General features: G+C 52.5%; 23 protein-coding genes and 1 CRISPR repeat array. Of the genes, 8 read left to right on the forward strand and 15 right to left on the reverse strand.

Annotation, left to right across the window (positions count from 1 at the left end; translation table 11 throughout):
* Nucleotides 1–10: 10 nt before the first annotated feature.
* The 6 genes from GP475_RS08935 to GP475_RS08955 all read right to left on the reverse strand — a co-directional run bounded on the left by GP475_RS08935 (nucleotide 11) and on the right by GP475_RS08955 (nucleotide 2,763).
* Nucleotides 11–223 (reverse strand): helix-turn-helix domain-containing protein, encoded by a 213-nt coding sequence (locus tag GP475_RS08935; protein WP_187974062.1) that lies wholly within the window; start codon nucleotides 221–223, stop codon nucleotides 11–13.
* Between the two features lie 507 nt (nucleotides 224–730).
* Nucleotides 731–853: a hypothetical protein gene (locus tag GP475_RS12525; RefSeq protein WP_262485164.1), complete on the reverse strand. Its 123-nt coding sequence runs from the start codon at nucleotides 851–853 to the stop codon at nucleotides 731–733.
* A gap of 10 nt (nucleotides 854–863) precedes the next feature.
* Entirely contained in the window at nucleotides 864–1,259 is a 396-nt protein-coding gene (locus GP475_RS08940) for a hypothetical protein (RefSeq protein WP_187974063.1), read from the reverse strand.
* Between the two features lie 13 nt (nucleotides 1,260–1,272).
* Nucleotides 1,273–2,061: a Rha family transcriptional regulator gene (locus GP475_RS08945; RefSeq protein WP_187974064.1), complete on the reverse strand. Its 789-nt coding sequence runs from the start codon at nucleotides 2,059–2,061 to the stop codon at nucleotides 1,273–1,275.
* Between the two features lie 3 nt (nucleotides 2,062–2,064).
* Complete coding sequence (locus GP475_RS08950; protein WP_187974065.1) at nucleotides 2,065–2,439, reverse strand: hypothetical protein; 375 nt, start codon at nucleotides 2,437–2,439, stop codon at nucleotides 2,065–2,067.
* A 57-nt stretch (nucleotides 2,440–2,496) separates the two neighbouring features.
* A complete protein-coding gene (locus tag GP475_RS08955; protein WP_187974066.1) occupies nucleotides 2,497–2,763 on the reverse strand; it encodes a hypothetical protein in 267 nt (88 codons plus the stop codon).
* Between the two features lie 141 nt (nucleotides 2,764–2,904).
* Between GP475_RS08955 and GP475_RS08960 the strand changes: the two genes are divergently transcribed.
* Nucleotides 2,905–3,534 carry a helix-turn-helix domain-containing protein gene (locus GP475_RS08960; protein WP_187974067.1) on the forward strand — a complete coding sequence of 210 codons (630 nt, stop codon included), beginning with the start codon at nucleotides 2,905–2,907 and terminating at the stop codon, nucleotides 3,532–3,534.
* A 67-nt stretch (nucleotides 3,535–3,601) separates the two neighbouring features.
* Here the strand turns inward: GP475_RS08960 and GP475_RS12530 are convergent, their stop codons facing one another.
* A complete protein-coding gene (locus GP475_RS12530; protein ID WP_262485165.1) occupies nucleotides 3,602–3,727 on the reverse strand; it encodes a hypothetical protein in 126 nt (41 codons plus the stop codon).
* Here GP475_RS12530 and GP475_RS08965 point away from each other — a divergent pair.
* From GP475_RS08965 to GP475_RS08985, 5 genes are all read left to right on the forward strand, one after another.
* On the forward strand, nucleotides 3,726–4,121 hold the full coding sequence (locus tag GP475_RS08965) for an ImmA/IrrE family metallo-endopeptidase (RefSeq protein ID WP_187974068.1): 396 nt from the start codon (nucleotides 3,726–3,728) through the stop codon (nucleotides 4,119–4,121). The two genes, GP475_RS12530 and GP475_RS08965, sit on opposite strands and share 2 nt — an antisense overlap.
* 51 nt (nucleotides 4,122–4,172) lie before the next feature.
* The gene (locus tag GP475_RS08970) at nucleotides 4,173–4,598 is read left to right on the forward strand and encodes a hypothetical protein (RefSeq protein ID WP_187974069.1); all 426 of its coding nucleotides are present in this window, start codon (nucleotides 4,173–4,175) and stop codon (nucleotides 4,596–4,598) included.
* Nucleotides 4,599–4,646: 48 nt separating this feature from the next.
* A complete protein-coding gene (locus tag GP475_RS08975) occupies nucleotides 4,647–5,165 on the forward strand; it encodes an excalibur calcium-binding domain-containing protein (protein ID WP_262485166.1) in 519 nt (172 codons plus the stop codon).
* A gap of 86 nt (nucleotides 5,166–5,251) precedes the next feature.
* Entirely contained in the window at nucleotides 5,252–6,382 is a 1,131-nt protein-coding gene (locus tag GP475_RS08980; RefSeq protein WP_187974070.1) for a tyrosine-type recombinase/integrase, read from the forward strand.
* A 325-nt stretch (nucleotides 6,383–6,707) separates the two neighbouring features.
* A complete protein-coding gene (locus GP475_RS08985; protein WP_187974071.1) occupies nucleotides 6,708–7,136 on the forward strand; it encodes a hypothetical protein in 429 nt (142 codons plus the stop codon).
* A gap of 451 nt (nucleotides 7,137–7,587) precedes the next feature.
* Here GP475_RS08985 and GP475_RS08990 read toward each other — a convergent pair whose 3' ends face one another.
* The 5 genes from GP475_RS08990 to lepA all read right to left on the reverse strand — a co-directional run bounded on the left by GP475_RS08990 (nucleotide 7,588) and on the right by lepA (nucleotide 16,432).
* Entirely contained in the window at nucleotides 7,588–7,812 is a 225-nt protein-coding gene (locus GP475_RS08990) for a helix-turn-helix domain-containing protein (protein WP_187974072.1), read from the reverse strand.
* Nucleotides 7,813–7,876: 64 nt separating this feature from the next.
* Entirely contained in the window at nucleotides 7,877–8,020 is a 144-nt protein-coding gene (locus tag GP475_RS08995) for a hypothetical protein (protein WP_187974073.1), read from the reverse strand.
* A 194-nt stretch (nucleotides 8,021–8,214) separates the two neighbouring features.
* A CRISPR array of direct repeats spans nucleotides 8,215–11,539; the repeat unit is 29 nt; unit sequence GGAAATACCTCCGCGTGCGCGGAGAATTG.
* Nucleotides 11,540–12,135: 596 nt separating this feature from the next.
* Nucleotides 12,136–13,929: a heavy metal translocating P-type ATPase gene (locus GP475_RS09000; RefSeq protein WP_187974074.1), complete on the reverse strand. Its 1,794-nt coding sequence runs from the start codon at nucleotides 13,927–13,929 to the stop codon at nucleotides 12,136–12,138.
* A 29-nt stretch (nucleotides 13,930–13,958) separates the two neighbouring features.
* A complete protein-coding gene (locus GP475_RS09005; RefSeq protein WP_187974075.1) occupies nucleotides 13,959–14,312 on the reverse strand; it encodes an ArsR/SmtB family transcription factor in 354 nt (117 codons plus the stop codon).
* Between the two features lie 272 nt (nucleotides 14,313–14,584).
* On the reverse strand, nucleotides 14,585–16,432 hold the full coding sequence (lepA, locus tag GP475_RS09010; protein ID WP_187974076.1) for a translation elongation factor 4: 1,848 nt from the start codon (nucleotides 16,430–16,432) through the stop codon (nucleotides 14,585–14,587).
* A 94-nt stretch (nucleotides 16,433–16,526) separates the two neighbouring features.
* On the opposite strand from lepA, the gene GP475_RS09015 reads away from it, so the two are divergent.
* Together GP475_RS09015 and rpsT are read left to right on the forward strand one after the other, a co-directional pair.
* Nucleotides 16,527–17,105 carry a type II toxin-antitoxin system PemK/MazF family toxin gene (locus GP475_RS09015; protein ID WP_187974077.1) on the forward strand — a complete coding sequence of 193 codons (579 nt, stop codon included), beginning with the start codon at nucleotides 16,527–16,529 and terminating at the stop codon, nucleotides 17,103–17,105.
* A 185-nt stretch (nucleotides 17,106–17,290) separates the two neighbouring features.
* A complete protein-coding gene (gene rpsT / locus GP475_RS09020) occupies nucleotides 17,291–17,557 on the forward strand; it encodes a 30S ribosomal protein S20 (RefSeq protein ID WP_187974078.1) in 267 nt (88 codons plus the stop codon).
* A 78-nt stretch (nucleotides 17,558–17,635) separates the two neighbouring features.
* On the opposite strand, the gene GP475_RS09025 is transcribed toward rpsT, so the two are convergent.
* The 3 genes from GP475_RS09025 to holA are packed head-to-tail and all read right to left on the reverse strand — an operon-like array spanning nucleotide 17,636 to nucleotide 19,688.
* On the reverse strand, nucleotides 17,636–18,253 hold the full coding sequence (locus GP475_RS09025; protein ID WP_262485167.1) for a LysE family translocator: 618 nt from the start codon (nucleotides 18,251–18,253) through the stop codon (nucleotides 17,636–17,638).
* A gap of 23 nt (nucleotides 18,254–18,276) precedes the next feature.
* Nucleotides 18,277–18,705 carry an ankyrin repeat domain-containing protein gene (locus GP475_RS09030; RefSeq protein ID WP_187974080.1) on the reverse strand — a complete coding sequence of 143 codons (429 nt, stop codon included), beginning with the start codon at nucleotides 18,703–18,705 and terminating at the stop codon, nucleotides 18,277–18,279.
* A 17-nt stretch (nucleotides 18,706–18,722) separates the two neighbouring features.
* Nucleotides 18,723–19,688 carry a DNA polymerase III subunit delta gene (gene holA, locus GP475_RS09035; RefSeq protein WP_187974081.1) on the reverse strand — a complete coding sequence of 322 codons (966 nt, stop codon included), beginning with the start codon at nucleotides 19,686–19,688 and terminating at the stop codon, nucleotides 18,723–18,725.
* Nucleotides 19,689–19,690 lie beyond the last annotated feature (2 nt).

Genomic DNA, 19,690 nt, shown 5'->3' on the forward strand with positions numbered 1-19,690 from the left:
AGGTATAGGGTCATGCCACCCGCATTATTTTTTGCTTCATAAGGCTTACTTCTTTTTTGCACCATTCCTCCACCTCATCCGGGTCAAATGTGTAGCGCGCCCCTAGCCGATACGCTGGCAAAGGCCGCTTTTTACGATTCGCTAGCTTGTAGATCAGATTCCGGCTCACTCCGAGCCTTTTAGCGAGCTCCTTGGCATCCACCCGCTCTACGTTCGTGTCCATTAGAACTCCTTTTCGAATTTCAGGTTATTTAAGGGCCTGTGTACACAGCTTTCCTCTCACCACGGGAAGGCTTGGGGTCATGGAGGCGCTTTGCCACCAATCCAAATGGCTTTCATGCACACGGCCCGGTGGTCACATGAGGAATCGAACCCCATTAAAAACCGTTGTGACCTGGTATTTATATTCGCGCCCTGGGTTCCCTCCTGCCGGCACCACCCGGTAAGGTTCCAACGCCCGCGCGGGATCATGGAGGCACATTAAGGCTGCTATCCTCTACCCGCCGGTAAGTATCTTCAGGCGCTATGCACTATGAAATTTTCAAATATCACAAAACCAAACATGTGTTCGGTTTTTCGTGTCTAGTGGTGCGGTTGAAACACCATCCCCGGCCCGGCCCGGTCTAGACCCCGCCGCCCACGTAGGCGGCGATCCCATGCAAGGCTTCTAGATCTGGCTCCACACCCACTCCCATGAGGGCGTGAATTGTGTCACTAATTTCTTCCGGTGTCATTGTTCCTCCCGGTCAGCGGTGACCACGCTTGCCAAGGCTTCTAGCAGCTTTTCGCTAGGCTCCACGCCCGCCGCCCGGTAAGCGGCTTCCCACTGCTCCACCAACCCACAATCTGTCATGTGATAAAACTCACTCCCTGAAAAGGTCAGCCATTGAATCAATCACACCATGACGGATGAGCACCGCTGCCGCTTCCTTGATTTCCTGCGCTGGCAAGATTTTCGCAGTATCACCGCAAGGCCATTGGACCGGCGCACTTTCCTGGATTACCGCTTCATATCCGGCATCTCTCAAGATTTTCAGCCTTACATGTGCAGATGAGCGTGATTTGAACCACTTATTCGGATTTGGTCTAAGCCATTTTGTGGTTCCGAATCGTTTGCAATAATCTTCGCTCGGGGTCCATCCGATCGGCCTAAGGGCTTCCACTTCTTCGGCGCGGTCCCCTTTCATGACTATGGCGGTGTACTCCACAAATTCCGGCTCCGAGATCACATGAACCCGGTACATAGGCTGGCTTTCCATTTTTCTTTCCTTTCTATGCTGCTTCGATCCCTGGCTTCGGCTCGTGTGCCCATTTCTTCACGGCTTTGACCACTGCTTCCGCCCCGCGCGGCGTGAGCTTGAGGGTTTGTTGTACTTCCCCGCTAATCCGGGGTGCCTCATGGCACGGGATCAGCCGGAAAAGGTGCTTTTTATTCGCATAGGCCCGATATTGACAAACGCTAATAATCCGATTTTTCTTGTTTGACCAGCGATTTCCCTCAATCCTGTAGATCCATTTATGATCTATCAAGATTTGCCGTAATTCCGCTTCCTTGACCTGCAACTGATTAGCGAGAGTACGGAATTGAATCAAATCCTCATCGGCCACGAATTCATCAAAATAATCCGCCTTGGGTCGCAATTCAGCATTCACTGCTTCTAGCTGCTCATGGACATTGGCCAACTCCCTCAGCGCCTCGGGTAAAGATTGAGGGAGCCTGAAGGCGGGGGTAGCTAGCCGCCTTTCCATCACGACAAAAGCTTTAATGAGATTCTTTTTGAAGCTCCGCACTACCGGAGTATTTCTCATATAGGTCATCAGAAGCATCGCATGCTCACGATTCAACACCGCGTACTCGGTTGCTTTGGCGAATCCGCCCTGTGGAAGTGGTTTACCCTTTCGGATTTCAAATCCGACTGGGCCGAACTCCTCAAAATCCTTGAGATTGTTGCGTACTAGCTTCAGTACGCTTCCGTGCTGATTCTCCGTACCCTCTGCGATGATGAGGGATGTTGTTGTGGGTACCCCTGTAGAGGAAGCCTGAACTAAATTCATTTCCATCGCTTAAAACTCCTTTTTCCACCCGTCGATAGCGACTTTTTCCATGACCCCATTGAGGCCGGGTTTGTCAATAATGTTGTACAGAATGCCGGCAATTCCCCTGAACGCGTGCGCAAATAAAATCCCAGCTAGTTCAGGTGATTTAGTCGCTGACATGACAGCGTCCAGCCATTCATCGACGTCCTCATCGGTGCGAATATGCGCTAAGAACTCATAGCCGAATTTCATTGCTACGATGGAAAGTTCATCCATATCGGGAAGAGTTAGGAAGCCTGCTGGCAGACCGTCTTCCCCGTATCCAAGGACAGCATTCCTTTTCGGGTCAAATGGGTGCTCTGCAAGATATTTTTCACGAGCTTCGACAATTTCAGGATTCATGTGCTACAATCTCCTTACTCATTGGTGTTATCCCCCCGCCCTAGTGGCGGGGTTTTCTCATGCCGCGATAGTCTTGACCATTCGAGCGCGTCGAACCTGAACCTTTTCCTCGGTGACGTCAAACGCCTCCTGAAAAGAGACCGGGTAATGCGCCAGCACTGCTCCAATAAACCGGGGGCTAGCTTCCGCCTGCCGCCTCGCATGTCGACTCACGGTGGACTTAGTGACGCCGACTTTGCTAGCGAAGCGCTCTAAGGTGCCCTCTCGCTTGATTGCACTATCGAGCCAATCGCGGTTCACGCGGACTGTATTCACCGTCTGCATTGGAACCTCCATTGTTTTAGAACTTCTTACTGTTGTTTTGTTACAACCTGAAGCTAACACACAATGGTGCTCCTGCGCAACTTTTAATTGGAATGGGCCAACACCTTGCACCGTTGCGCGTGTGCAACTATAATTAATGGCATGACAAACACGCGTTGGTGGAACTACGTAACCGAGGTAATCGGTGGCTCCACATACAGAGAAGCTGCAGACCGAGCTGGATTCGACAAATCCGCATTTACCCGGTGGAAGAAAGGTGCCCGTGCTGACCCTGACTTTGTGGTCAAGCTCGCCCGAGCCTATAACACCAACGTTATAGAAGCCCTGGTAGAAGCTGAATTTATCACTAAGGAAGAGGCTAAGAATACCCCATATGGCAGCGGGTGGTCATACATAGCGCCTCAACAAGTCAGCGCGCTAGATGAGACAATGCGGCGCATCTTTGATGCGCAAAATGAAATCACTAGGCAATGGGATGGGTTTAATGCTTCCCTCAAGAGAGTTAAAGAGGCTTTGAGGAAAATTGAGGAAGAGAATCCATATTCAAGTAAAGAGATTGCCCATATAGTTAAAGCCTTTAATAGGGGTGACTTAAGCGAGGATGCTACAGAAGAGCAAATCGATGAATGGCTGGCTAACAACCCGCCGGTAGATGAACTTGCCGAGCGGCGCGAGCGGCGCGAGGGTGGATTTAATTTTGATGAGGCGGTGGCTAATAGCGCCCCTGATGAGCCAGGCCCCGGCGATGAGGGATACCATGATGGCCCCTAGCCGGGGGAGGATGGGGGTAATGATTGATTCCGGCTACTACAACATTTGGCGGGCGGTAAGTTACGCGCTATGCTCCAAGCATCAGCCCGAGCCGTTGACCCTCCGCGATAAGGAGAGTGCCGATGACTCGGGCCATAACACGGGGGTGGTCGGGGGTGGTCGTGTCCATCCCGCCGACTATAAATTTTGCCATGAGTACTGACGATCTTTTCGCCCTTGCTGAGAGCATGGGGCTAAAAATTGAGTGGCACTCAGGCCGCGCAAGCGGCTACTACCACCACCACGAAGGCGTAATATCCCTCAGAGAGGGCTTGACTGATCCCATGCTTCGCTGCACCTTAGCACATGAAATTGCTCACGCTATCAGGGGCGATAACCCTTGCGATACCGAATGGGCAAATCGGCGCATGGAGCGGGCCGCTGATCTTTTGGCCGCTTCGCTCCTGATCAGCGTGGAAGATTACGCCCAGGCTGAGATCCTGCACGGCCCTACCCCCGCCGCTATCGCCCAAGAACTCGGCGTGACCAGGCACATCCTCGAAACATGGCAAACATCACACCGGAATTTTCAGGTGCAAAATTACTAATCTCCCTAGAGCAAGATAGCCTGAAACTCAGGCCCTAAAAGGAAGGAAAATATGGATACGATCAAAAATACTTTTATCTACTTAAAGAATCGCCCCCGGCTTCTCGCCTATATCTCAATAGGCTTCGGAATCATGGGGGCCATATCCAGCTTTACGCTTCTAACCATTGGCTTTATAAGCTTTCTTGGCTATTTTATGGCTTCCATTGCGCTCGGAATCCCCGGCGCGTGGTGGCTACACTGCGATAGGAAGGACCGCGCGATAGTGGCGAAGGAAGCCGAAGTCAAAGGCTATTATCAGTACCTCACGGAGGAAGAAAAGGATCTTTTGGGAGGACCCGCCCCGATCAAAAAGACCCCCCGCAGGTGGAAGAGTGTGTTAATTATCACATTTATCGTGTTCTTCGTCGGGGCTGCACTCATGCCACAAGATCTCGCAAAATTACCCACTTACGGTGTGCAGTACCAGCCAAAATAAGCTATTTTTAGGCTAAATATTTTTCTATTTTAAGGAAGGAAAATCCGTATGCGTACCCAGCGCCTATTAGCCGGCATCGCCGCTACCATAATGCTCCCCACTCTCTTAGCGGGCTGCTCAGGTGATAGCGACACCACCAGCACATCTACTACTACCAGCACAAAGGCATCTAGTAGCACGACATCTTCCACTTCGAGCGCTGCCAGCTCCACTACTTCCCCGGCTGATCCGGCCCCGGTAGAGCCGAATCAGGTCCAGCAAAATAGCGGGGGTGGCCAGCATGGATTTGTGGCACCACCACCTGCCCCGGCCCCTGCACCAGCACCGGCGGGCGGTAATGACGCGCCCGCACCTGCCCCGGCACCTGCTCCTGAGAATCCCCCGGTAGCCGAGAATCCTCCCGCACCGGCACCCGCACCTGATCCAGGCCCGGCCCCAGCGGATGTCTACTACGCAAATTGCGATGAAGTACGAGCCGCTGGCAAGGCCCCACTACGGGTGGGTGACCCAGGCTATCGGCCTAAGCTAGACCGCAATAACAACGGCTTGGCCTGCGAAGATGACTAAATATTAAAAGACCCCCTAGCCAGGCTAGAGGGGTCAGTGTCAGCAAGTGGAAACAAAGATCACACTCGCAAGAAAGAGGATAGCACATGGCTGTGCAAAAGAGAATTCGGGGTGGCAAAGCGCGGTGGGTTGCCCGCTACCGCTCGCCTTCAGGAAAAGAGCACTCTAAGACCTTCGATACCAGGCGGGAAGCAACCGCGTGGCTTGCAGAGCGTGAAAGAGAGCTACGCCGAGGTGAATGGATAGACCCAAATGAGAGAAATATCACTCTCCTAGAGCTTGTGGAGGAAATCGGTAGCACTTTCACCCGTGAGAGCACCCGCAATAGCTATGACTTTTTGGCCCGGAATCTTGGCCCCTTAGCTGATATGCCTTTGCGCGCTATTAGGCGCTCTGATCTGGAGAAATGGCAGGCGCAGTTGCTCTCGGGCAGGCCGTGGCAAGGGGGTAAGCCTTTGTACCAAAGTACCGTGAATGGCATGCGAGGAAGGCTAAATAACTCGCTCAAAATTGCGATTAATGACGGACTCCTTACCCATAACCCCTTGGCCAAGGTGAGCCGGATTGAGCCTGAGCGCCGTACTATCGCGCCCCGTGATATACCTGACGAAAACTGGATTGAGATATTTATCACAAATATTAAGAATCCAGCATTACTGCTCATGGTGAAAATCGCGGTAGCTACCGGCATGCGAGCCAGCGAAATAGCCGGGCTATCCACCACAGATATTGACCCGGCCGGGTGCTCTATTCATGTGAGCTATCAGGCCCATCGGCGTAAAGGGCATTTGCTGCCACTGAAGACCCCATCCTCCTACCGTGTGATCCTTATTACTCCGGATCTTATGGGCGAAATTAGGGAATGGATTGCTGAGCACCCTCACCCGAGCGGCAGGCTTTTTGTGACCCGCACCGGTCGGCCTATGAGCTATGACGCAATGCAAAAGGCGTGGGAGACGGCGGTGGAAAGATCCGGGCTTCAGGGTGGCTTCACGTGGCACTCACTACGGCATTATCACGCTACAAAGCTGATTAGGGCGGGGGTACCGATTAAGACCGTGCAGGCCCGATTAGGGCATGCCAGCGCTGCTATGACCCTGGATATTTATCTTCATGCGATCCCTGGGGATGATGAGCTTGCTGCGCGAGTGGCGGGTGATCTTCTTCCGCATGCGGGACCAGCGCGGGACGGGGATAAACGATTAAAGGCTATATAACACCTCTGAACTGCCATTATTCCCCCGTATTTTTTGCCATTCCGCTGTTTTACCGCGTGCGCGGAGGTATTTCTGCGCAAGCCGGGGATTGGTACTTGGACTCCCACAATTCTCCGCACACGCGGAAGTATTTCTTCCACTATAATATATACTGAAGGTATTTAATGTTGTGGAGTGGAGCTATTAAACCAACGGAAGGCAGCAACATGAAAAAGGTCAAAAAACCTTGCAGCTCTCCTCATAGCGACTATTGGAAACACAACCCCAGCTCACGCAGCCGCGGTTGCCTAAGTACTCACGTACGCTATTGCATAAGCAGGAGAAAATGGCACCAGATCTACTAAAACTCCAACGGCAGGTTGACAAGCTCGATACTCAGCTAACACGACTCATCCAGATTCTGGACCCAGAGCGGACCCCATACTCATATTATCGTGAAGCCGCGTTATTCTGCAGTCTGACCTTTGAAGAAGAAATACTGACACGGAATCTCCTTGCGAGTATCGACCAGATAAACAACGAGGGTATGGGAGATTTGCTTGAAGGAATAATCCCTATGCCTGAAGAAACTAAAAAACTGTTTGCCGAATATAGCAAGAAAGGATCTATCACTGAGGAAGAAGAAAAGGCCTTAACGGAGACAATAGTCACAAACGGAGGTATTATTCAGAAAAAGTTAAGAGCAGCTGTTAATAAAACGCACGAAGTTATACGACAACGAAACGAAAAGAATCCGAAAAGCTATTCTCCGTAGGTGCGGAAGTCGATTAGCTTTTGAGCAACGATTGATTGAGTAACGTTTTCTTCTTCAACCTTCCTAATCAGAGATAACAGTCTCTCACTGAGAATAGGACGAGCTTCCATAGCGGACCTAACTTCGCACCCACGGAGAATAGGCCGGGGAGGTTACTGCATACCCGGTATAAATGAAATACCTCCGCGCACGCGGAGAATTGTGGGTGAGAACCATACCATAAACCCTGTTGGGGCTGGTCTTACTATTCCGGGTGTCCATTCTGGAAGGCTGTCTGCGGAATAGGTAGCAAGCCTGGTCATATCACGAGACACCCACCATAGCCCGCTTTTCTTCAGGCTTTTAATGTGCTGGCTGATAATAGGATCTTGAACCTGGGTAGTGGCGCGGCGTTCAGCGCGTATGATAGTGCGCCGAACCTCAGGGACCATGATCGCGGGAATGGTCAGGGTCATTTCTTCTTCTTTCCTAAGATAATTTCATTAACCCTCGCGCGGGATATTCCCAGGGCTCGGCTGACTTCTGATTGGCTGATACCCATATCAACTGCTTTTTTAATCAGCTCGATCCGCTGGGCTTGCAGTACTTCTAGCTCTTTTTGTGTTTCTTTGAGCCGGGCTCCGCATTCTTTGATAGCAAGGAGTGTTGTGATGGCTTCGGGGGAATATTTACTCATGATCAAAAATGTAGCCCCCTCTTACCGCTTCGGTGAAAGGGAGCAGATTACAAGGCGGGGGGTGTTAGTCTTCCCAGGTTCGCTCCGCAATAATAAGTACTTCTTCTTCACCAGTATTTACCTCCCCGGTTAAGGTGAGTGCCACTTGCTGCTTTGTGACTGTGATGTTTGTGACCTCGAAAGGGATAACTAGGCCGGTCTCCTGCACGCTGTGCTCATTGAGGAAATGAAGCACATCGGTAAGAAGCTCGTAGAGTGATTCCGGGTTATTCGTGCCGATGACGCTTTCTTGTCCTACATAATAAGCGCGAAAGTCATAGGCATCTGCGGTAATCGTGGTGAGGTCAATCGTGGAGGTTTTACCAAAGCCCCTTCGGTGAAGTTGCGGGCGAAGGTATTGAGGGAAATACCTCCGCACACGCGGAGAATTGGCTTCACCTGCGGGAATGTCCTCCCCCTTGGTGGAAATACCTCCGCACACGCGGAGAATTGAATCCACCAATCCATCACATAATGCTTTGAGAGGAAATACCTCCGCACACACGGAGAATTGGGTGACGGCGTTGCTGTTCTCGCTCAGCTTTCAGAAATACCTCCGCACACACGGAGAATTGGCGGATATGCCCCGGGAGAATACTAATGACAAGGAAATACCTCCGCGTGCGCGGAGAATTGTTGGTGAAAAAGGCGCTAGTTGGCACAGACCTGGAAATACCTCCGCGTGCGCGGAGAATTGAGCTACTAATGCCTGATCGTCGTGCGGCTTCTGGAAATACCTCCGCGTGCGCGGAGAATTGGGTGCTCAGTGTAAACCCGCCACCATAGGGCGGGAAATACCTCCGCGTGCGCGGAGAATTGTCGGTAAAGTTTAGGGGGGAACCCCCGGCTATGGAAATACCTCCGCGTGCGCGGAGAATTGTCGGCACGGTCGCCGGATCAGACATTAGAGAAGGAAATACCTCCGCGTGCGCGGAGAATTGGTACAAAGGCGACTACACGGGGCTGCCGTTTGGGAAATACCTCCGCGTGCGCGGAGAATTGGCAATCGGTAAATGCGCGGCCACTAAGCTACCGGAAATACCTCCGCGTGCGCGGAGAATTGTGGGTATGTGGGGTGGAGAATTCCTTTATGATGGAAATACCTCCGCGTGCGCGGAGAATTGGGAGTGGGGTTGGTGCGGTAGTCGGGTGATGGGGAAATACCTCCGCGTGCGCGGAGAATTGAGAAACGCGTCTCGCACGGCCACACAATCCGGGGAAATACCTCCGCGTGCGCGGAGAATTGATTAAGCCAGGTCGCCGGGTGAGGAATAAATTGGAAATACCTCCGCGTGCGCGGAGAATTGAGACCGTCCATGCTGGGTTCGCCGCCCGGCATGGAAATACCTCCGCGTGCGCGGAGAATTGCGTCCCAGGTACATTCCAGCCGGTTAATATCGGGAAATACCTCCGCGTGCGCGGAGAATTGAAATATATTGTAAGTGGTGACTTGACATACATGGAAATACCTCCGCGTGCGCGGAGAATTGAGAATCAACACTAATAGCACACCAATAATCGAGGAAATACCTCCGCGTGCGCGGAGAATTGTATGCTCTTCGGTCAGCCTACGGCCCGCGCTAGGAAATACCTCCGCGTGCGCGGAGAATTGCCACGGGGGATTAGCCCCCCGTGGAAACCCCCAGAAATACCTCCGCGTGCGCGGAGAATTGATCCACCACCACCCCGGCATCAGGCCGGTTGCGGAAATACCTCCGCGTGCGCGGAGAATTGTTGAGGTAGGGGGTACGCTCACCGGCCAAGAGTAGAAATACCTCCGCGTGCGCGGAGAATTGTGCTTCTGGCCACATTTTCCCTGGCACGCGGCGGAAATACCTCCGCGTGCGCGGAGAATTGTGCAGCGTGACGCTGTGACCCTCGCCACGCGGGGAAATACCTCCGCGTGCGCGGAGAATTGTGGGGGTGTTATTTGTCCATTGTGTCAGCAAAAGAAATACCTCCGCGTGCGCGGAGAATTGCTGTTAACCCCCACCCAGCTAACGCACCTGTGAGAAATACCTCCGCGTGCGCGGAGAATTGCATACTGCGACGGCCCGATGATGGTATTTGCGGGAAATACCTCCGCGTGCGCGGAGAATTGCCAGGCCGGCTTGCTTTTTTCTGTGCTCTTCGGGAAATACCTCCGCGTGCGCGGAGAATTGCCTATCTGTTCGGCTCACGGCCACCAGTAATGGGAAATACCTCCGCGTGCGCGGAGAATTGGCGGTGTCGGAGTTTCTACCTGGAGCGCGTATGGAAATACCTCCGCGTGCGCGGAGAATTGTTCTAGTGTGCGGATGTATCCCTTGAACTTAAGGAAATACCTCCGCGTGCGCGGAGAATTGTGGGGCAGGAAAACGACGAAAATCATACCCAGGGAAATACCTCCGCGTGCGCGGAGAATTGCGGGGTTGAGTTGGTCAGCGCATTCGCTTACTGGAAATACCTCCGCGTGCGCGGAGAATTGTGGGGGCTGTACGCACTCGATGTAGAAAGGATGTGAAATACCTCCGCGTGCGCGGAGAATTGAATTTCACTTCTGGATCTTCCGCCACGAGAATGGAAATACCTCCGCGTGCGCGGAGAATTGTGGATCCCGAGAAATTCTTGGGCATTCCCGTGGGAAATACCTCCGCGTGCGCGGAGAATTGACGTGGAGTCAGCGATGAAGTTACCAACCTTTGGAAATACCTCCGCGTGCGCGGAGAATTGAGGGAACCCCGGTTGTTGTTTTCCGGTTTGTTGGAAATACCTCCGCGTGCGCGGAGAATTGCGCAAAAATCAAGCTCACTCACAACCTGAGCAGGAAATACCTCCGCGTGCGCGGAGAATTGTGGATCCCGAGAAATTCTTGGGCATTCCCGTGGGAAATACCTCCGCGTGCGCGGAGAATTGACGTGGAGTCAGCGATGAAGTTACCAACCTTTGGAAATACCTCCGCGTGCGCGGAGAATTGCTATCTTGATCGAGTCCAAATAGGTGGACAACGGAAATACCTCCGCGTGCGCGGAGAATTGCTGTGACACTTCAGGCGCGGAAATAACTCCCGGGAAATACCTCCGCGTGCGCGGAGAATTGACGTCGGAAGCGACCCAGCGGGCTTCGCCGTCGGAAATACCTCCGCGTGCGCGGAGAATTGCGGGGTGGTGTTTGGTTGTGGGGGGTTTGTGTGGAAATACCTCCGCGTGCGCGGAGAATTGACTTATTCGGATTTGGTCTAAGCCATTTTGTGGGAAATACCTCCGCGTGCGCGGAGAATTGGGTGAATTCCATGATTAGTGAAGCCCGTGCTAGGAAATACCTCCGCGTGCGCGGAGAATTGGAAGCCCCCGGCTATCTCGAACATAGCCGGGGGGAAATACCTCCGCGTGCGCGGAGAATTGCTGATCACCTCCAAGATCGGGCTGTGATTGATAGAAATACCTCCGCGTGCGCGGAGAATTGCTCGGGAATAGGTCAAAACTTTCTCAGTAGCCAGAAATACCTCCGCGTGCGCGGAGAATTGCAGCAGAGTTTACGTGGGAGCCCGCCCAGGCGGGAAATACCTCCGCGTGCGCGGAGAATTGCCAACAAAACGATAATAACCGTGGCCTTTGTTGGAAATACCTCCGCGTGCGCGGAGAATTGCGTTCACCGGGGCTTGCCTGCACGCCGTGCGTGGAAATACCTCCGCGTGCGCGGAGAATTGACCACTTTACCTGCGAGATTAACCACCGGATGCTTCGTAAAAGACCATTTCAGGGTCTGGAATCATTGGCTTTCACCTCTCAATGGTGCTGTGGGCACAATCCTTATTAAATCATCTTTGTTGATGCTTTGTTCAAGTCTCCACCCCATAGGATGATCGGTGGTGGGTCTGTTCGTATTCGGTGTGTCTTTGTATCAGAGAGCACTTAATGCGCCTTTATACGTCGGGCATCTCCTTTCGGAGGGGTGTTTTGTTCTCATTGGCCCGCAGTATCCCGCTTATGCCTCGTTGTTCATTTCTACTGGCTCCAAGGCTAGGAGCTAAGTTGTTCAAAGGGTGCACTAAAGAAAAGGCACTAGAAGGGTGCGCTAAAGACTGTGTTGTGTGGTATTTCGCACGAGCTCTTACTGGGACTCTGAGTTGGAAGCGTTGTCTGCACGCAGGCAAACCCTCATTAGTAGTTAGGTTTCTTAGACCAGTTTTGAAGCTGCTGCTATGCTCTCGCTACAGCCAGGAATGATTGCTACCACAGCTTCTTTGATAGTTCTTAATTGGTATTCCCAGTCCTCTTAGCGCCAGAACAAACATGCTTTTTCTTAGAGGGGTCGGCGAACCACTAGTCGCGCTGAGTTGAGGATAAATATGCTTTCGCTGCTGACATGGATCAATGCTGCTACTACTGGGCCAATAAGACCGGTCGCTGCAAGAAGCATCCCTATCGCATCAACCACGATGGTTCCGACGAAATTCGCCGTGATGATGTTTCGTGCTCGGCGCGCTACTCGGATAGTGGCTAGGAGATCGTTGAGATCGGAACTCACTAACACCACGTCAGCAGTATCTTGAGCTACATCAGTCGCACTCCCCATAGCCACCCCTACATCTGCTCTCGCCAGCGACGGCGCGTCATTGACACCATCGCCAACCATCACCAGCGTCGCGGAATGAGACTCGCTATGGAGGTTGTCTCTAAATTTGTCGATCTCCAGGAGTTTGTCTTCTGGCAGCAATCCGGCCCTTACGTCATCAAGACCTATTTCTTTTGCTAATTCTTCTGCCGCTTCCCGTTGGTCTCCAGTAATCATCGCCACCGGGATATAGTCTCGGTGGAGGCCCTCTAAAAATTCGCTGGCTGAGGGTCGTACTGTATCAGCAAGAACAAGTGTCCCTAATATTGACTCGCCCTCACTGACTTGGATTTCTCCTCGTCGCGCTCCCTTAGATATCCGAATGAGGCGGCCACCTACCTGGGCTTCTACTCCTTTCCCATGAATCGCTCGGAAAGAATCCGGCGGTGCCACTGAAATGTTTTCTTGCTGTGCCACAAGAACCACAGCTTTACCCAAAGGATGTTCAGAGTAATACTCCGCGCTTGCCGCCAAACCCAAAAGCTCTTTCTCACTTATCCCTGGAGCGGGATTGATTTCTTGTACTTCAAGAGCACCCGTAGTCAAGGTTCCTGTTTTATCTAGTGCCACCATCCCGACGTGCGACAACGCCTCCATGTGGGCCCCATCCTTAACAAAGGCACCATTGCGCGCAGCTTGGCCAATAGCTCCAAGCAAGGCCAAAGGAGTACCTGCAGCGATCCCGCACGCACCTGCAACGATAATCACCGAAATAGTGGCACGCATATCACGGGTAATAAGGAATGTAAGCAGAGCAGCACCTAACGCCATTGTTACTAGCCATGCAGCATAGCGGTCCGCTAAACGTTGCACCGGCGCCTGGGAGTCACGAGCTTCCTTCAAGACGGCAAGGATCCGCCCATAGGAAGACTCCTCCCCCACCTTCGTGGCTTGGATCTCTAACCCTCCCGACTGGTTCACGGAACCGGCATGTACTTCGGTTCCTGGTTGCACCTCTACGGGAAGAGACTCTCCTGTTAATCGCGACGTATCTAGCGTGGAATGCCCTCGCACGACGACGCCGTCAACTGGGACTTTCCCACCTGGACCGATGATCACCACATCACCGGCTTCGATCTCTGCTAGAGGTAGCTCCTGTTCTTGGCTCCGCCTAACTCGAACAGTCGTGGGGAGGAAGGACATCAAATCTTCCAAAGCGTCATGACCTCGGTTAAGACACAGATCTTCTAGGATTTCAGCGATCAAAGCAAAGGTGGTGATAACCAACGCAGTCACCAGCTCTTCTACCGCAGCAGCAGCAACTACAGCAAGGAGCATAGACATTTCCATGCTCATTTTGCGGCGGCGCATATCCTGCCAGGATTGTTGGGCCAACGGCCAACAGCAGTAGATGAGGGCTAAAGACCCCGCTACAGTGCAAAGCCACACCAACCCGGAACTATCGGCTTTGAGGCGAGATAATCCGACAACGATCATGGCCAGAACGGCCACGATGACTCGGTAAACACTGTGACGATTCATTTTCGACAAGGTGCTAATCATGAGCGGTGTCAATTCTCCCAATGAGGATGGAGAGGGTTATCCTCTACTGCATGTTGGGCCTGGTAGACCGCCTGCATAACAAGCGTGCGGGCATGTTCATTCACCAAGCTATAGAACATTTTTCGGCCCTCTTGACGGGCTTGAACAATTCTGCCTAAGCGCATCTTCGCTAGGTGCTGAGAAACCACCGTGGGTGTCTTTCCGACGATCTCGGCAAGTTCTCCTACCGGACGTTCGCAGTCACGAAGAGCCAAAATAATCCGCACTCTCGTGGCATCGGCTAACAGGGAAAACACTTCGACCGCGAGGTCAATATAGGGGCTTTCTTCCGCAAAGCCATATTCTTCGTTATCTTCACACATGTACATATATTAACTCGACGGAAGAACTTTGTCTATTTTTCTTCCACTCAAGATCCAACTCTTTTACCCCCCACCCTTTCCTCCCCGAAGAAACCCCTTACTGCTGGTCATAGTCTTTATTTTGTAGCCCAAAAACACTTAATCCCTATTACTCCACTACAGTGACAGGGATTAGGAAAAATCGAAGAACTTTCGTGGTCTACTGTCTTCACCGCCGGGGAGCCAGCGGATGAGCGGTTACCTACCTGGGGTCCGGAAACACCGCAACCAAGCTATTCTCCATCAGTGCTTAGAGCAGCCACAAAAGCTTCCTGCGGAACAGAAACAGATCCGATGCTCTTCATCCGTTTCTTTCCAGCCTTTTGCTTTTCTAGCAACTTCCGCTTACGAGAAATATCGCCACCATAGCACTTCGAAAGCACGTCTTTGCGCAAGGCACGGATATTTTCCCGGGCGATAATCTTTGAACCGATAGCAGCCTGGACGGGCACCTCAAACTGTTGGCGTGGAATCAGCTGCTTTAGCTTCACCGTCATCTTATTGCCATAATGCTGGGCGTGGTCACGATGCACAATCGCGCTGAAAGCATCCACCGGGTCACCTTGCAAAAGAATGTCGACCTTTACCAGGTCTGCCAACTGCTCCCCGGCTTCTTCATAGTTCAAGGAAGCATAACCCTTGGTGCGTGACTTCAGCATGTCAAAGAAATCAAAAATGATCTCACCTAGTGGCATGGTGTAGCGCAGTTCCACGCGGTCTTCCGACAGGTAATCCATGCCGCCCATTTGGCCACGTTTAGATTGGCACAGTTCCATCGTAGGTCCGACGAAGTCAGCTGGAACAATCACTGTCATTTTCACAATCGGTTCATAAACTTCCCGCAGTTTCCCACCCGGCCAATCGGAGGGATTATGCACCACGGTTTCCGATCCGTCTTCGGCAATAACTCGGTAGTTCACCGAAGGAGCAGTAGAAATGAGATCTAAGTCAAACTCGCGCTGCAACCTGTCACGCGTGATCTCCATGTGAAGCAAACCCAAAAATCCACAGCGGAAGCCAAAACCTAGCGCCACTGACGTTTCCGGCTCATAGGTTAGCGAAGCATCATTGAGCTGTAGCTTTTCTAAGGCGTCACGCAGATCAGGGAAATCTGCCTGGGAGATGGGGAACAGTCCCGAATACACCATAGGTTTCGGTTCTTCATACCCTTTAAGCGGACTCTCGGCTCCGCCCTTTGCCCAGGTTACTGTGTCTCCTACCTTGGTTTCACGGACGTCCTTCACGCCGGTAATAAGGTAACCTACCTCGCCCGGCCCTAATCCATCACAAGGTTTTGGCGTCGGAGAAACCACCCCTATTTCGAGGATTTCATAATCGACACCAGTAGCCATCATCTTCACCCGCTGCCGCGGTTTGAGCGTGCCGTCCATGACTCTGATATAGGTAACAACACCCCGGTAGGTGTCATAGACAGAATCGAAAATCATCGCCCGGGCTGGGGCGTCGCTCCCATAATCAGACCGCGGTGGTGGAACTAGCTCACACACCTTATCGAGAAGCTCAGGAACCCCCTCGCCTGTCTTACCTGACACCCGCAAGACTTCTTCAGGCTCGCAACCAATAATATTGGCTATCTCTAAAGCGTATTTCTCTGGATCGGCCGCGGGCAGATCAATTTTATTGAGAACCGGAATAATTTCCAGATCATTTTCCATGGCCAAGTAGAGGTTAGCGAGAGTTTGAGCCTCAATACCCTGGGCGGCATCCACCAATAAAATCGCGCCCTCGCACGCCTCCAAAGCCCGCGAAACCTCATAGGTAAAATCCACGTGGCCAGGGGTATCAATAAGATGCATCACGATCTTGTCGCCAGCGGCAGAACCCGTGCGCGGCACCCACGGCAACCGCACATTCTGTGCCTTAATGGTAATTCCGCGCTCGCGTTCAATATCCATGTTGTCCAGATATTGATCCCGCATATCGCGCTCATCTACCACCTGAGATAGCTGCAATATACGATCCGCCAAGGTGGATTTACCATGGTCAATATGAGCGATGATGCAGAAATTCCGGATCCGTGATGGATCCGTAAAAGTTTTCTCCGCGTAATTCTCCGGCATGGGAATGAAGAGGGCCCTTTCTTACTCCAGTACGATCCACTACCCTACCTGATAGGACACCAGAACCAGCCACCCCATAAGGACAGACACCACGATGGAAACCGCAGAGTCCACCCGGCGCGGCGATCATCCTCGCCTTCAGCGCTGGAAAGATAAACTGAACCGGCTGCTGGGGACCCCACCGGCGAATCCGCTAGAGGCCGGGCTGCACGAACTTAATGAACGCTTAGGGCTCCATGCCGACAGCGAGGAAGAAGAAGGCACTCACGCCGAATCAGCGGTAGTGGTGGAACACACTGATCGACTGTCTCGAAGTATCTATTATGCCCCGGACATGGACGGCCAGGCAGAGCCAGGAGAAATAGTGTGGATATGGGTGCTCTGCGACGGGCCAGACAATCCAGCTCGAGAACGCGCGATACTTGTTGTAGGTCGCACCCGGCACACCATTTTGGGACTACTGATTTCCCCCAACCCTGACCATGACACTGAAGAGGAATGGCTAGATATTGGCAGTGGTCAGTGGGACAGCTCAGGCCGGCAGTGCTGGCTGCGCCTAGACCGAGTCATTGAGGTCAACGAATTAGATATCCGACGCCAAGGGGCGGTTCTACCCCGGCGCAGATTTGAGCGGGTGGCGAACCGCCTGCGTAAAGACTTTCAATGGGTTTAAAGCCTGTGCTACAGTAGCTGCCGTTGTTCATCTACCTTTCCTCTGATCTGATTTTCCTCATGGAAATTAGTCAGCAGCCAGGACCTTGGGGTTGCTGGGGAAGGTGAGGACACACCAGGTTTTCAGGTTAATTCACTAACCATCTTGGGGCCTGGCGTCGACCACGAAAGTCTAAGAGGTTATCCATGGCAAATATCAAGCAACAAAAAAAGCGCGTTCTGACTAACGAGAAGCGTCGGATTCGCAATAAGTCCATCCGTTCTGAGGTTCGGACCGAGATCCGCAAATTCCGTGAGGCTGTTGACGCTGGCGACAAGTCAGCTGCTGAGTCTCAGCTTCGGGTCGCTTCCCGCAAATTGGACAAGGCTGTGACCAAAGGCGTCTTCCACCGCAATAATGCGGCTAATAAGAAGTCCAAGATGGCTCACGCTTTGCACAAGTTGGAAAGCTAAAGCTCATGGTGAAAATCGGCTGCCGTCGCCCACAAGACGAAAGCAGCCGATTTTTTAGTATCCCCCGACGTTAATTTTTTAAAGCAACATTGTCATTCCGTGGAAGACCAGTTCTATTCCGACAACCAGGAAGAATAATCCAGCGACCGCATCAATCCAGCCACTGCCGGCCAGGAACTTATCTCTGATTGCCCGCGTGGAAATTGCCGCTGAAAGCAGGATGAATACCAGAACCGCGGAGCTGACCATACATACAATGACCAGGAGTACCGTTGACCACGACGGATTGGGCGGCATGAGCGGAGCAATGAGCGCAGCAAAAAACAAGATTGCTTTGGGGTTGGACAGATTGGTCATCAACCCTTGGACGTAGCAGCGGCCAGCTGATCCTACTACCGTGTCGATGTCGGGAATCCCGCCCTGAGGTGAACGGATTTGGGAGATACCGGCGCGCAACATTTGTTGACCTAGCCATACCAACCATCCTCCACCGAGGAGTTGGATAAAACCCATCATGCCGTCATGAGCATTTAAGATCGCGGCTGCGCCCACCACCGTCAACCCGACCCACACGATTAAGCCGGTAGCTATACCTGCAGTTGCTGCTAGTGCCCGGTGCCGGGAGCGGGTGGCTATTCTGATGATCAAGAAAACGTCAGGACCGGGAGTGGCTGCACCGGCAACGTTTAGCAGCATCAAGACACCTAGTTGACCTACTGTCACTCAGTTTCTCCTAGTTGTTCTAGCAAATCGTGTCGCCCAAACATTGTGGCACACTCCACAGCATTTGGTTGTCCGGCTGTCGGGCTGGCGCCTGCAGCTAAGAGCCGAGAAACCACTGCATCATCTTTCTTAAAGATCGCTCCGGCGAGGGGAGACTGCTGCCGATCATTGAGCGCATTGACATCTGCCCCATGCTCAATGAGCACATCAAGAATATCTAGCTGACCGTTGTAGGCCGCCAGCATAAGAAAGGTATTGCCATCTTGGTTAGCTAAATCTACTGGAAGACCAATGTTGAGATAGTTATGAAAAGTCTCTGCAGCGTTTTCTCCGCCGTGTCGGCAGAGATCAAAAAGTTCCGTCGCAAATTCCCGAACATCATCGGGGATATCCTGGTGATCCGGATTTGTAGAGAACTGAGTCATAAGGTCTCAGTTTACTTTTATCGTGAAGCTAGCTGTGACAGCCGTCGAACCGCATCCTCAATTGTGAACTCAGGGTCGCCGCCTTGCCCTTTCACCGCAGCATCAACCTCGGCGACCAAAATTACTGCTTTGCTAATGGCGTCACCATTCCACAACCGAGCCGCCTTCATGGTTTTTTCGACGACAAAGGGGTGCATCCCCAGCTCTCTGGCTAACTGTTGGCTACTTCCGCCTCCTCGGGTGGAATACACTCTGGCAAGCGCCCCCACCTTAGCGGCCAGGGCTGCGGCAAGCGAAACTGGATTAATTCCTAACTGCAAAGCGCGTCGCGTGGAAGCTAAGGCGCGGGCTGTGTCACCTGCACACGCTAAATCCGCAATGTCATAGCCGGATACCTCCGCAACCCCGGCATAGTATTCCCGAACCTTTTGGGTAGTGACGTCACCATTGGTATCAGCCACCAGCTGGCTAATAGCACTTGCAAGCTCTCTCAGATCAGACCCAACACCCTCAGCGACAGCCCGGCTAATGTCTGGGGTAACCCGGACCTTGTGCCGCCGAAACTCCTGAGTTACCCAATTGATAATCTCATGCCTTTTGACCGGAGCAACCTCATGCACCTGAGCAATCTTCTTCAATTTAGGGACCATCGCTTTTGTTCGCCCCCCACCGCTGTGCATAATGATTAGCCAGATTCCGGGGGCGGGATCCACAGCGGCGCGCAACAAAAGATCCGCGGGTTCTTTGCCTGCCTCCTGAGTGTGAGTAATCACGATAATGCGATCTTCGCCAAACAGTGAGGGGCTAAAAAGATCAATGAGTTCAGCGTTGGTGAGTTCTCCGGCGCGCAGACTAGAAATGGGAGTATTACTTCCCTCGGGGCTCTGCTCTCGGATGGCAGTGATTATCTCATGCCGGGCACGTTCAGCGAGAAATTCTTCATCTCCGAGGATGAGATGAAGCGAGGCGAGACTACGACTCATAG

The organism is Corynebacterium poyangense (genome assembly GCF_014522205.1).
In the GTDB taxonomy this organism is placed as follows: Bacteria; Actinomycetota; Actinomycetes; order Mycobacteriales; family Mycobacteriaceae; genus Corynebacterium; species Corynebacterium poyangense.